This is a genomic window from Paramicrobacterium chengjingii, assembly GCF_011751765.2.
Taxonomy (GTDB): domain Bacteria; phylum Actinomycetota; class Actinomycetes; order Actinomycetales; family Microbacteriaceae; genus Paramicrobacterium; species Paramicrobacterium chengjingii.
In genome coordinates this window covers 3,086,176-3,099,799 of the sequence record NZ_CP061169.1, presented here as the reverse complement: position 1 = coordinate 3,099,799, position 13,624 = coordinate 3,086,176, and the positions used below count along the sequence as shown (strand labels likewise).

Below are 13,624 nucleotides of genomic sequence, written 5' to 3'. Positions count from 1 at the left end.
GGATCCTCGGGGCGAGTGTTCAGTGGCTCGGATGCCGTCCGCGTCCGGTGTCGCGCGTTATGCCGATGCGGTCGCCGCAAGCGTCTCGCGTGCCGCACTCACGACGGCAGAAACCGTGATTCCCTTGCGAGCGAGAACCTCGGACCCGGATCCTGACTCACCGAATTCATCGATCCCGACGACGCGACCGTTGAGACCCACCCATCGATACCAGACGTCGCCACGACCTGCTTCAACAGCGACACGCGCACGAATCGCATCGGGGAGGACCGATTGACGCCATTCGGAGTCTGCGTGTTCAAACCATTCGACACAGGGCATCGAGATCACGCGAACAGCTGTGCCGTCGCGGGCGATCTCGCGAGCCGACTCGAGGATGAGAGCGACCTCGCTTCCCGTGGCGATCAGGGCGATGTCGTCTCCCTCGCCGTGTTGCCACACGACATAAGCACCCTGCCTCACCTTGTCATCGAGGTTTTCTCGAGGGGGAAGCGCTGGGACATCCTGACGAGAGAGTACAAAGGCTACGGGCGACGCGGGTCCCGAAAGAACAGCTCTCCACGCCGATACAACTTCGGCAGCATCCGCTGGTCTGATGACGCTAAGACCGGGAACCGTGCGCAGAGACGCAATCTGCTCAACTGGCTGATGGGTTGGCCCATCCTCGCCCACCGCTACTGAGTCGTGGGTGTAGATATACGTTGTCGGCAGGTTCATCAACGCTGCAAGTCGGATGCTGGGGCGCTGGTAGTCGCTGAATGCGAGGTAGGTCGAGCCGTATGGTCGCCACAGGCCGTGAAGAGCGATACCAGACAGAATTGCGGCCATCGCATGCTCGCGGATGCCGAAATGGATGAAGTCACCTTCAGGGTGGCTTGCCGAGACTGCGTCCCCTGGAATCGCGACGTTCGTTGACCCGGACAGATCTGCTGAACCTCCGAAGAGGACTCCCTTGGACGCGAGTGCGGCGATCACTGCCCCGTTAGTCTTCCTGGTTGCCGTGGGCGTCTCGATGTCGGTCCGCGTGACAGCGTCCAAGGCAGATTCCACAGCTGCAGACACGGCCGGAGGCATGCGCAATGGAGCCGACAGCATCAGCTCGTCACGGCGGTGCGCGAGCTGCGGATGATGCGCACGCCAGAGCTCCTCGCGTTCTTGCCACTTCCGGTGCAAATCGACTCCACGGCTCTGCGTCTCACGAGTGACCTCACGCACACTGTCGTCAACGAGAGTGGTAAGTGTGGAATCAGGTGAGAAGCCGAGCGTCGCGAGAACATTTGCCGTCTCCAGTTCGCCGAGCGCACCTGCATGCGCAGCGCTGGTCCCTTCGATGCTCGTGGAGGGGGATGCTATTACGCTCCGGACAGCGACGAGAGTGGGCTGCCCGGTTCGCTCGCGCGCGACGGTCAGGATCCGCTCGATCTCGTCAAGGTCGTGAAAATCTACGATGTCGAGAACTCTCCATCCGTACGCGCGGAAGCGCTCGCGGACGTTCTCTGAGAACGCGAGATCTGTTGGTCCGTCGATGGTGATTCTGTTGTCGTCCCAGATGGCGACCAGATTGTCGACACCGAGCGCTCCGGCCAAGCTCGCGGCCTCGGCTGACACGCCCTCCTGGAGACAGCCGTCACCGGCAAGCGTGAATACGTCGGCTCCCCACACCCCTTCGTGCGCGTCATGCAGAGACTCATCGCGGCGCAAGGAGATTGCCAGTCCGATAGCGCTGGCGAACCCTTGGCCGAGGGGGCCGGTAGACATTTCTACACCCGGCGTTACCCCAAGTTCTGGATGCCCCGGCGTCCGAGCCCCCAACGTCCGGCTCATCGCAATGTCGCTCAAATCAAGGTCGTATCCCGACAGATGCAGTTGCGTGTACAACAGTAGACTCGCATGGCCGGCCGAGAGTATGAATCGATCGCGACCTTCCCACTCGGGATCCGCGGGGTTATGGCGGAGAACGCGGTGGAACAGAACATGGGCGAGAGGTGCCATAGCCATCGCCGTGCCCGCATGTCCATGACCTTTCGACTGAACGACGACCGCGGGAATGGCAATAGCTGCCGCGACCGCACGACTCTCAGCGTCGCTTCGAGCGCCGCGGATGATCGAGCTTCCCGGAACAGCAGCTGTGCTGGGTGACATGTAGTGGACTTTAGTCTACTAATAGACTTAAGCCAAGAGGGAGGATAACCGTAGATGTCAGGCAGAAACATGACCGGGTCCGGGATCGTACTTGACCTGATTCGGTCGGGTCGCGCGACGACTCGCACCGATCTGCTGGACGGGCTGGGGTGGTCCCGTGTGACCCTCAGCCGACGCCTTGATGAGCTCATCGACAACCGCATCATTATTCGCGCGGGGCACACGGCAAGCGGCGGCGGGCGCCCTCGCGAAGAGTTCGAGGTCAATCCAGAACTGGGTCTCGTTCTTGCGATCGACATCGGCAGTTCGCATTCTCGGGTCGGGATCACCGATGTCGTCGGAGCCGTCCTGTTAGAAGACGAGGCGGACATCGGCTTGTTCGACGGACCGAGCGAGATCTTCAGCTGGGCGGAGCAGGTGTTTGACTTTCTGCTGATGAAGGGCGGGTGGGCGCGGGACAGGATTCGTGGCATTGGCGTCGGCGTGCCCGGCCCGGTCGACTCGACAACGGGGTATCTGGGGAGTCCGCAGCTCGATCCGCGGTGGGACAACGTGCGTGTCCGGGACTATTTCACGACCTGGCCAGACGACATCGTGTTCGCCGTCGATCGTGACGTCAATATTCTCGCGATCGGTGAAGCCCGATACGGGTGGCCTGAGTATCGCGATCTCGTCGTTGTGAAGACCGGGATCGGCATCGGGTGTGCATTCGTCATGGACGGCAACGTTGTACGGGGGAGCCGAGGCGGGGCGGGACAGCTCAGTGCACCCCTCAGAGACCGGCTCAGCGAGCCATTGAAGCGACTCGAAACGGTGGCGAGCGGAGGGACCATTCGCGATCGTCTCGTGAGGTCGGGAGCGCACGTGCGCACGAGTGCGGACATCGTTGCTCTCGCGCAGGACAAGAATTCGGAGGCCCTTGCGCTCTTAGAAGACGTCGGCGAGATCATCGGCTATGCGCTCGCCGACGTCGTCGGTCTTCTGAATCCCTCAGCTGTCGTTATCGGAGGCAACCTCGCCCAAGCGGGCGAGCGCTACATCGGGGCAGTCAGACGAGCACTCTTCGGGGCCGCTCATGTCTATTCGCGACAGAAACTCGTCGTTGAGCCATCCCGCCTCGCATCCAAAGCGGGTGTTCGTGGTGCCTCCGCCCTTGCGCTCGACGCGCTCTTTGAATCCGAGCGGATCAGTGCGCTGACGCGCCCTCGCGTTGAATGAGTCGCGGCTGTCGAGATGCTCGTGCCTCTAGCGCTTTAGTACAAAAGTGTGCAAAAGTGAGATGCGAATAGATCACTCACATAATGCACTGGCCAAAGGAGGTTGGAGCATGGGCCTGGCAGATCAGCTTCCCGACTCTGCCGTCTTCACACAGACCGTGGCGCGCGATTGGCGTGACGCGATTCGTTGGGCAGGGCGCGGCCTTGCTAACCAGGGTGTGACGACGGATCGCTACACGGAAGAAATGCTCAAGGCTGTCGATGACCACGGCCCCTATATTGTCGTCGCACCCGGATTTGCACTCGCGCATTCCCGTCCGTCTGATGCAGTGTTGCGGAAGGGTCTGAGCTGGGTCTCGCTGAAGAAGCCAGTGGATTTCGGAAGCGAATCGAACGACCCGGTGAGTCTCGTCGTAGGGCTTGCCGCCACTGACCACGAGGAACACCTCGCCGTCATGGCGGAGCTTGCAGAGGTGCTCTCTCATGACGACGTTCTTGCTGAGCTCATGAGTGCAGAAACGGCGGACGAAATTCGCGCCATCCTGAGGCGCGTCGCTTCGAGTGAGAGCACCTGAGTTCAAAGCAGATGCATTACCTGGAAATGGACAACCCGAAAGAAGGACGAAGTGATGAAAATCGTGGCCGTGTGTGGCATGGGGATAGGCACGTCGGTGCTGCTCAAGATGAATGCCGAAAAGGCCTTGCGCGCGATGGGCGTCGATGCCGACGTCGAGGCAGCAGATATCGGCACGGCACGGGGTGCAGCTCGAACGGCCGATGTCGTCTTGACGTCAGCCGAGCTCGCTGACGAAGTCGGCGAGGTCAAGGCAGAGGTGATCGTGATTAAGAACTTCACCGACGTCAACGAGATCACAGAAAAGCTCGAGAAAAGCGTGAATCGCTGACAGCGGTGCTGGAGCGATAGAGGGAAGGAGCCCCAATGGAGTGGCTAGTTGTTGTACTCAATTTCATCGGGCAGCAGATACTGAATGTGCCCGCATACCTGATCGGTATCATCACGGCGATTGGTCTGATGGCGTTGCGCCGGTCAGCGGGACAGGTCATCGGCGGTGGGTTGAAAGCCGCGCTAGGCTTCCTCATTCTCGGTGCTGGCGCCAACGTTGTGACGGGGTCGCTGGATCCGTTGGGAAAGCTCATTCTTGCGGTGACGGGCGCGCAAGGCGTGATCCCGACGAACGAGGTCATCACAGCCCTAGCCTCGGAACAGTACGGTGCGACAAGCGCCTATGTGCTTGTGCTGGGGTTCATCGTGATGCTGGTCTTGGCGAGGTTCACTCCGCTCAAATACATCTTCCTTACGGGGCACCACATGGTCTTTATGGCACTCCTCCTCAGCGTCGTGCTGACCGTGGGGTTCGGTGAGGATCTCAGCTGGCTTGTCGTGATCATCGGCGCCGTGCTGCTCGGGGTGATCATGGTCGTCATGCCCGCCTTTGCGCATCCGTGGATGAAGAAGATCACGGGTGACGACACGATTGCAATGGGCCACTTCGGATCGGCTGGCTACATCGCCGCCGGTGCTGTCGGGCAAGCAACAGGTGGTCGAAGCCGGTCGACGGAGGAAATCACGTTCCCCAAGGGGCTGAGCTTCCTGCGCGATTCGATGGTTGCGACAGCACTCTCGATGGTCCTTATCTACATGGTGTTCGCGATCTGGGGGCTTATTGTCGACCCCGGGGCCACGACGAAGCTTCTCGGAGGCGAAGACGCTGGAGCGACGATCATGGCTGGCTTCGCCCTTGCTTTGCAATTCGGCGTCGGCGTTGCGGTGATTCTCTACGGCGTGCGAACCGTGCTCGGTGAACTGGTTCCGGCGTTCCAGGGCGTTGCCGAGAAGATCGTTCCCGGAGCGAAGCCAGCGCTCGATGTTCCCATCATTTTCCCATTTGCTGCGAACGCCGTTCTGATCGGATTCATTAGCTCGTTTGTGGGCGGTCTCATCGCTCTTTTGCTGCTGGCGATCTGGCTCAATCCGATGTTTGGATTGGCGTTGATCTTGCCGGGAATGGTTCCGCACTTCTTCACGGGTGGGGGTGCTGGAGTCTTCGGCAACGCATCAGGGGGACGAATCGGCGCGGCACTTGGTGGCTTCGTCAATGGAGTGATCATTACGATCCTGCCCGCAATCTTGCTGCTTGTGCTCGGCGAGTTCGGCTTCGCCAACAGCACGTTCGGGGACGCCGACTTCGGCTGGTTCGGTTCTCTCATCGGTGTGAGCGTGATCGGCCCGACCGGACTCGGGGTTGTGCTGTGCATCGTGATCAGCGTGGTGCTCGTTGTTGTGGCATCGATCTTCCAGAGGAAGGTCGTCGACACGGGATGGGTGCCTGGCGCGAAGCGTGATGCGTTCCTCGCAGAGAAGGAGAAGCAAAGCGCCAGTTGATCGTGGCGGCGCCCTGGCACCGCCGCGAAGGGGGATGTTGAGGGAAGGGCGCCTCTGCGAGGTGCTTCCTTCCCTCAACGTTGTGTTCCTGATTGAGCGGCTTATGCACAGGACATCCCAGCAGCGGTCCCTGTGCACCTGTCAGGCGATAGCTTCACTCCGATAGCTCGTACGTTGTCACTTCGTCGTGGCTGACTCGCGTGCCGTCATCGTCGGCCTTCGCAATGTCGTACGCCTCCACGTCTTCTGCCATTTCGTTGTCGAGGAGGTTCGCGATCGCCGTCGCCAGCGCGAGGTCTTCCCACGACATACCCGTCGTCTTGACGACAATGGGGGAGTCACGGTGAAGCTCGTGCTCGCCGCGGATCACCGCCCGCATCGGAATCAGATTCTCACGTGTGATCGAGCCGTCAGCCGCAGCCATCACGATGTCACCCCCGCTGCGGAACGCTGTGTCGACCTCTTCCACCACGATCTGCGCACGTACCATCAGATCACTGGGAAGCTCGCGTTCGGCAGGGTCATGCGAGCCGAGCGCGATCACGACAGCATCCGGTTTTACCCAGTCGTTCTCGAGAACTGGAGCCTTCGCCGTGCTCGCGCAGACGATCAGATCGGATGCCTCGATAGCAGCTCGCGCCTCGTCAGTGCCGGTCTCAGCCCAACGCTCACACCAGTTAGGACGTGTGCGGCCGACGTAGGTGATCGCGACCTCACGACGGCCGCCGAGCAGATCCCGGAGCGTCGCCTCGTGGGCGACTCCCTGTGCGCCCGTGCCGACGATCACGACAGCGAGCGGCTCGGCGCTCTCGGTGAGCAGCGGCGCGATCGGTGCGAACGAGACCGCCGGAGTACGCAGCGACGTGAGCGCAATGCCGTCGAGCATCATGCGCGGCGACAGCGTCTCTGCGTCGAACAGCAGGTACTGTCCCTGAATGCGCGGCACCGTTCGGTTCGGGGCGTCCGGTCCGACAGTGAGCACCTTGATGCCCGTTGCCTGCTGGGTGGCTGAGGGCATCACCAGCAACTCTCCGCCGGGAATCGGCAGCAGCTGCCGAGGAATGTCATCGGCCGGGTCGAAGCCCCGCCGAAGAGTCTCGCGGATCGCCTCGACAGCCGCATCCGGGGTCAGAGTCGCGCGAACGGTCTCGGCGTCAACGTAGGTCATCATTGTCGGCACTCGCTTTCTCGGCATCGCTATCTCAGAACGAAGCCAGGGATCAGAGGGTCTCGGGGGTCAACGGTGAAGGTGCTTTCGCCAGTGCGATAGGCCATGCCCGTCACCTGCGGCACGACGGCATCGCGGTTGTGCACTCGCGTACGTGAGCGGATGCTGCCTGTGAACCTCGAGCCGACGATCGAGTCGTGCAGCAGAACGTCCTCGTCGCGCATCGACCTCGTTGCCGCGAGCGTGGCGATGCGAGCTGCGGTGCCCGATCCGCACGGCGACCGGTCGACCTGCCCGTCGGCGAAGACAGTGACGTTGCGCTGCGTGAACGTGTGCGGCGTGGCATCCGGTGGCTCAAGCTGCTCGAACAGAATCGTGCCGTAGACGCCACTCAGACGCGGGTCGCCCGGATGCTGCGCCACGGCTGCGTCGTTCAGGGCCCACTTGATCTCACGGCCCACCGCGATGAGCGCGTCGATGTTGCGTGGCTCGATGCGCAGGCCAACGGATGCGGCGTCGAGCTGTGCGTAGATCGCACCGCCGTATGACACATCGACCTCCGCATCTCCGCGCGATGTCGCGACGGGCACCGCTGTGGCAAGCATGTAGCTGGGCACGTTGACGAAGTCGACGCTCGTGACCAGACCCGCTTCCGTGTGAACGCGAGCAGTGACGCGGCCCGAGGGTACGTCGATCACGACATCTCTCGCACCGGTGTCGGGGGCCGCCACCAGTGCGGTTTCGACAGCCCACGCGCCGAGGGCGATTGTGCCGTGCCCGCACGCCGTCGAGAACCCGTCTTTGTGCCAAAACAGAACGCCGAAATCGGCGCCGTCATCGTCGGGCGGCGTGATGAACCCGCCGTACATGTCGGCGTGGCCGCGCGGTTCGAAGCAGAGAATCTTTCGCAGCACGTCGAGCCGTGACTCCGGCGCCATGGCGTGCATGCGGCGCTCTGCCACGGTGTCGCCCGCGAGCGGCACGCCAGCGTCGACGACGATGCGAAACGGTTCGCCTGCCGTGTGAAAGTCGACGGTGCTGACAGCATCCATGCTTCAGAGTCTTTCAGGTTGCGACGGTTCGTTCGAGTGCTCCCCCTTGGCAGCCGCGGCCATAATAGCCTCGTCGCGCATTGAACGGGACCGCGTCTCTGGCATGCGAAGCAGCACGGCGAAGGCGAGAATCGTGACGGCGACGATGTACCAGGCCGGGGCAATGGTGGACCCGGTCCACGTGATCAGAGCGGTCGCGAGCAGCGGTGCTGTTCCACCGAAGATGGTGAAGGCAAGGTTATAGCTGATCGACGCGCCCGTGTAGCGCACGCGTGCCGGGAACATCTCGACGTAGGCCGGGCCAGCTGGCCCGAACACGAGGCCGAGCCCGAAGCCCAGAAGCGCCTGGGCGATGATGACGGCTCCGAGTGTTCCCACACCGACGAGCAGGTATGCGGGCAGAGCAATGACCGCGCTGAATGCGATGCCGATAAGCAGCATCCGTTTTCTGCCGATGCGGTCCGACACCATTGCGGCGATCGGCACGGTGACGAAGGTGATGAGCAGCGCGATGCTGTTCGAAATGAGCGCGTGCTGAGAAGAAAGACCGAGCGTCACAGTCATGTACGAGTAGAAGTAGCCCGTCAGAGAGTAGTAGCCGAGGCTCGCGACGGCAGCCATCGAGAAGACAAAGAGCATGGCGCGCCAGTGCTCAGCGAACACCGCGCGAATCGGAGCCTTCTCAACCTTTTTCGTCTCGCGCATCTCGACGAAGGCCGGAGACTCGTCGACACGGGTGCGAATGTACAGACCGATGATCGCCAGCGGGGCTCCCAGAAGGAACGGAATGCGCCAGCCCCACGCCTCGTACGAGTCCGGGCTGAGCGCTGTGGTGAGGCCAAGTACGAGTAGCGCTGCGAGCACGGGAGGCAGATTGGATGCTGTGTAGACGATGCCCACGTTTCGGCCACGTGTCGCAATGGGAGAGTGCTCGGCGACGAAGGAGTTGGATCCAATCGTCTCGCCTGCCGCAGACAATCCCTGCAGTATGCGCAGAAGAACGAGAAGCAGGGGTGCCGCTACTCCGATGACCGCGTACGTGGGCAGCAATCCGATGAGGGTGGTGGAGAGCCCCATCAGCAGAATGATGCTTGCCAAGATGCGCTTGCGTCCGTAGCGGTCACCGAGAGCACCGAGCATGAATGCTCCGACCGGTCTCGCGACGAATCCCACCGTGTACACGGCGAACGTCGAAAGCAAAGCCGCCGTTGCGTCGAATTCCGGAAAGAACTGCATGGCGATGACCGGGGCGGCATAGGCGTAGACAGCGAAGTCGAACCATTCGACAAAGTGGCCTATCGCCGACGCGGACATTACTTTACGTACACGGCGTTGTTCCGTTGCCGTCGTTTCGGTCACGGGGACTCCTTTGTCGAAATGATCAGTTGTGTTCTTGTTCGATGGGGTGATGGCTACAGCTCGTCGAGGTCTGAGAGTCGTTCGGCCCTCGCCCGCGCGATTGTGCCCGTGTGGTCCTGCATCCAGAAGTGCGCACGCTTGATGCCGAGCGCTTCAGGATTGAACGTGAGATCCTTGCCCGCTTTGCGCTGCCTGTCGTAGTCGCGCGTCACCTTATACACGACGGGGCTCAGCAGGAGAATGCAGATCATGTTCACCCAGCCGATCGAACCGTAGCCGATATCGCCGATCGCCCAGATGACCGTGGGGGATTCGACACTGCCGTAGAACGTGATGGCGACCATGCCGACCTTGAGCACCCAGTCGGCGATCACCGCGGCACGACCTCGGAACAGGTACACGAGGTTGGTCTTGGCGATGTAGTAGAACGCGATGAGCGTGGTGAAAGCGAAGAAGAACAGCGCGACGGCGACGAAACCCGGGCCGATTCCCGGAGCAATCGTGTCGATAGCGGCCTGAGTGTAGCCGGGACCCGCCTCAATTCCGTGTGCGCCGCTGAAGATCAGGGCGCCGTTTTCGTCTGCGACATCGTAGATGCCAGAGATGAGGATCATGATTCCCGTCGCGTTGCAGACGACGACGGTGTCGATGAAGATCGAGAATGCCTGCACGAGGCCCTGCTTGGCAGGGTGGCGCACGGCGGCGGATGCTGCGCCAAACGTGCCCTCGCCGACGCCGGCGACGTTGGAGAACACCGCGCGGCGAACTCCCCAGGCGACAGCCGCGCCGAGAATTCCGCCGAACACCTGGTTGACACCGAAGGCGCTCGAGAAGACGAGTGTCATGGTCGGCCAGATCTGCTCGACGTTCAGCGACAGCATGACGATCGTGGCGATGATGTAGCCCGCTGCCATGAAGGGAACAAACACCTGAGCGACAGCGACGATGCGCTTAGTGCCGCCGACGATGACAACAGCGAGAAGTGCTGTGACAAACAGGGCAGTCGCCCAGAGTGGGATGCTGAATGCTTCGTTCACGCTCTGCGCGATGTTGTTCGACTGCACGCCGGGGAACACGAACCCGTAGCCCACGAGGATCATCGCGGCGAGAATGACGGCGAGCCACTTCGCCTTGAGCCCCTTCTCGACGTAATAGGGGACACCGCCTCTGTGCTCACCGTCGATCTTCGTCTTGAACACCTGGGCCAGGGTCGATTCGGCATATGCGCTCGCTGAGCCGAGCAGGGCGCACAGCACCATCCAAAACATTGCTCCCGGGCCACCGGCGTAGATGGCGGTGGCCACGCCGGCGATGTTGCCGACGCCGACGCGGCTCGCGAGCGTCAGCAGCACTGCCTGCAATGGTGAGTTGCCGTCGGGGGTGTCCTTCTTGGCACCGAGCTCCCGGATCATATCGGGGATGCGACGAAATTGAACACCGCGCGTGAGGATCGTGAAGAACAGACCGAGCCCGAGAGCGAGATAGGCCATCGGATTCCAGATGAGGTCATTGATTGACGTGAGGACGTCCATGTCTTCCTTACTGTCGTCGTGTCGTGACGCTGCGTTCGTCGGTGAACAGGATCAGTGGAAAAATTTAAAACATGTGACATATTACATATCACTATGGCTGTTGGGAAGAAGAGACCGATCATTGGTGGGAAAGAAATGGTGCGGGTGCCTTCACGGCACCCGCACCATTCGGTGAATCGCGCTACTTTGCGGCGCGTGAGGTGACTCGCCGTGCGACAAGCAGTCCACCGCCGACGAGCAATGCGAGAACGGCTGCCGCGACGGCGCCGACGATGTCACCACCCGTGCGCGGTAGCTCGCCCGACGCATCCGACGCCGCGTCTGACGGGGCATCACCTGCAGAGGCTGCATCATCAGCTGGAGCTGCCGGATCCTCCGGTTGTCCAGGCAGTTCGGCGGCTTCCCACACGGCTTCCAGCGAGAGGGCCGTCGTGTCATCGGGAATCGCCCAGTCAGACGGGAGGATGCTGTCGTCGCCCACGATTCGCCAGCCAGAGAACGTGTAGCCCTCTCGCTGCCAGTCGGCTCCGGCGACGTCAGCGATGCTGGGCAGGGTGAAGCCCTGCTGTGCGACGTCGAGCGTGCGAGCATCCTGTCCCTCTGACGTCAGCGACACCGAAACGGGAAGCACGTAGGCGGCCGTGCCCTGCACCTCGGTGCGCGTCGTGTCTTCGAGCATCCAGCGGGTGCCGGAATCGGGTGCCGTGAGAGTCAGCGAGACACCGGTGTTCGCGCGGCCGTCGAGCGCGAGAGCACGGCCGTTCGCCGCGTTCACGAGCTGACCGTCGTAGGGGGCATCCGGTGTTGACGCGTCGGGCGTGAACACCCATTTCTGGCTGTCGTCAAATTCGTCTGCACTGACGTCGGCATAGCGCACTTCGGTCTCCGACGTGGCCGAGAGCACACCGCTGCCATCTGACGCGCTGATCGTGTAGAGACCGTCGCTATAGTCAATCGACCACACCCCGCCACCCCAGGTGAACCAGACGCAGACATCGCGACCAGGATGCTCGGCATCGCCCGCGAACTGGTCGATCTGAAAATCGCCGCTGATGGTCTGCGTCGAGATGCGAAACTGATCGGTTCCGAACGCGACTTCGGTCGCCGTCGTGCGAGGTTCTTGGTCCGGCAGTTCGGTGTAGTCGCCATGGTATTCATCGGGTGCCGGCTCATCCCACGGCGCAGGCAGCGTCAGGTCTGACGGGTAGATCTTCTCGAAGAACGCAAATGACGTGGGGTCGTACTCTTTGAGCTCGGCTCGGGTGTTGATGGGGCTTCGCACGCCGTCGCTCCAGTCGGGCTTCTCGGCCATGACGTCGAACCAGATCGCCGACAGGGTGGCGAAAAACTCGTCGCTGTTGCCGATGGCATACGTGTTGGGCCAGAGCCCCGTGAGATACGCATTCTCGTACGCGGCGTAGAACTCATTTGCCAGCGTCGTGTCGTCCATCGTCTCGATTCCGACAAGCTTCACGGCGTGGCCGAATTCGTGAATCAGAATGTTCTCATTCGGATAGCTCGTGTTGAGAAACGGGTCGGCGTTGCCGCGCGTGCGCAGCACGTTGCGCTCGGAAATCGACGAGACGCAATTGTTGTAGGTGCTGCCGCCGTATCCTTCCACGTCGTACATCTCGGGATCGTAGCCACCGCGGTGCTCGGGAATGAGATACGCGTTCTCCCGCGACGCGTAGACGGCGAGCGAGCATCCGAAGTTCGCCATCTGCGCGGCGATGCCGGTCTCGGTTTTCGCCAGCTCGACATCGACCTGCTCGGCCGCGAGGGCCAGCGTGCCGGCTTCAACACGAGGGTTCGCCTTCACGACGATGCCGGTGTCTGTCGTGACGGACTGCGTGTAATAGTCGAGTTTCGGGATGCTGGTGTATTCGGCGCTCTCGGCAGACCTGCCCTGCTCATCGACGATCGCCGTGCCGTTCACCGTGAGCGTCAGCGGCTCGGTCACATCGATCGTTCCTGTGTAGGCAATGCTCGCCAGGTGCAGATCGTCGGGCAGCCGCTCCATGCTATTGGCTTCGGTCGCCGCCATCTGCTCGTTCTTTTGATCGAAGAAGACGGAATCGGTGCGCCCGGTTGCGGGCTTCGCCGTCAGATTGATTGTGCGACTGCCGTTGGTGAGCACGATGTTCTCGGGGCTCACAGCTTCGTTCTCGTCGACGTAGCGGTCCCAGTAGATCTCGAGAAACTTCTGCTCGTTGATCACCCGGATCTCGGTGATCTGCGGGCCGTCGAAACGGGGATCAACGGGCACAGTGCCGTCAGCGGCGACGGCGATCGGGGCATCTGTGGCAGCGGCGGGCGCAGCGCCGAGCAGGAGTGCTGGAGCCATCAACAATGATGTCACCAGTGCACCTCCCGCCAGTATTCGTGTTCGCGACATAGCGGTTCTCCTTCAGAACTCGAGTGTCGATACATGGGTAGTGAAGCCCTCGCCATCGCGTCGTGACGTGTGACACATCACAGATACGCGCAGGAGAAAGCTGTCGATTCACTCGAGGTGATCAGGATGCTGCTGAGCGACGTATACCTGTCGCTCTCGGGAACCGTTCGCCTGCGGTCGACGGTCGCCGATAGATGGTCGGAGGAACTTCGTCGAGTGGTGCAACTCGTAGACCGCACGCACTCGATGCCGATGACTATACAGTCGGGCGAGGGCCTTGGGTACCCCTCGGAACTGATTGATTCGGGAATGGACGACATTTTGTGTGAACGGTCACATTTCGGTTACGAGGCAT

General features: G+C 61.7%; 10 protein-coding genes. 4 read left to right on the top strand and 6 right to left on the bottom strand.

From position 1 onward, the window contains the following. Window positions 1-57: 57 nt before the first annotated feature. Window positions 58-2,142, bottom strand: a complete 2,085-nt coding sequence (locus HCR76_RS14985) for a transketolase family protein (protein ID WP_166987527.1) — start codon at window positions 2,140-2,142, stop codon at window positions 58-60. A gap of 54 nt (window positions 2,143-2,196) precedes the next feature. Here HCR76_RS14985 and HCR76_RS14980 point away from each other — a divergent pair, with 54 nt between their 5' ends. The 4 genes from HCR76_RS14980 to ulaA all read left to right on the top strand — a co-directional run bounded on the left by HCR76_RS14980 (window position 2,197) and on the right by ulaA (window position 5,763). After that, on the top strand, window positions 2,197-3,360 hold the full coding sequence (locus tag HCR76_RS14980) for an ROK family transcriptional regulator (RefSeq protein WP_166987530.1): 1,164 nt from the start codon (window positions 2,197-2,199) through the stop codon (window positions 3,358-3,360). Window positions 3,361-3,469: 109 nt separating this feature from the next. After that, window positions 3,470-3,934: a PTS sugar transporter subunit IIA gene (locus HCR76_RS14975; protein ID WP_166987533.1), complete on the top strand. Its 465-nt coding sequence runs from the start codon at window positions 3,470-3,472 to the stop codon at window positions 3,932-3,934. Between the two features lie 54 nt (window positions 3,935-3,988). Next, window positions 3,989-4,264, top strand: a complete 276-nt coding sequence (locus HCR76_RS14970; protein WP_166988166.1) for a PTS sugar transporter subunit IIB — start codon at window positions 3,989-3,991, stop codon at window positions 4,262-4,264. Window positions 4,265-4,299: 35 nt separating this feature from the next. Further along, entirely contained in the window at window positions 4,300-5,763 is a 1,464-nt protein-coding gene (gene ulaA, locus HCR76_RS14965) for a PTS ascorbate transporter subunit IIC (protein WP_166987536.1), read from the top strand. 154 nt (window positions 5,764-5,917) lie between these two features. Here ulaA and HCR76_RS14960 read toward each other — a convergent pair whose 3' ends face one another. From HCR76_RS14960 to HCR76_RS14940, 5 genes are all read right to left on the bottom strand, one after another. Then, window positions 5,918-6,934 carry an ornithine cyclodeaminase family protein gene (locus HCR76_RS14960; RefSeq protein ID WP_244971418.1) on the bottom strand — a complete coding sequence of 339 codons (1,017 nt, stop codon included), beginning with the start codon at window positions 6,932-6,934 and terminating at the stop codon, window positions 5,918-5,920. A gap of 26 nt (window positions 6,935-6,960) precedes the next feature. Next, window positions 6,961-7,983 (bottom strand): proline racemase family protein, encoded by a 1,023-nt coding sequence (locus tag HCR76_RS14955; RefSeq protein ID WP_166987542.1) that lies wholly within the window; start codon window positions 7,981-7,983, stop codon window positions 6,961-6,963. A gap of 3 nt (window positions 7,984-7,986) precedes the next feature. Further along, window positions 7,987-9,342 (bottom strand): MFS transporter, encoded by a 1,356-nt coding sequence (locus HCR76_RS14950; RefSeq protein ID WP_166987545.1) that lies wholly within the window; start codon window positions 9,340-9,342, stop codon window positions 7,987-7,989. Between the two features lie 53 nt (window positions 9,343-9,395). After that, window positions 9,396-10,874: an alanine/glycine:cation symporter family protein gene (locus HCR76_RS14945; protein WP_166987548.1), complete on the bottom strand. Its 1,479-nt coding sequence runs from the start codon at window positions 10,872-10,874 to the stop codon at window positions 9,396-9,398. Window positions 10,875-11,055: 181 nt separating this feature from the next. Beyond that, a complete protein-coding gene (locus tag HCR76_RS14940) occupies window positions 11,056-13,269 on the bottom strand; it encodes an RICIN domain-containing protein (protein WP_166987551.1) in 2,214 nt (737 codons plus the stop codon). Window positions 13,270-13,624 lie beyond the last annotated feature (355 nt).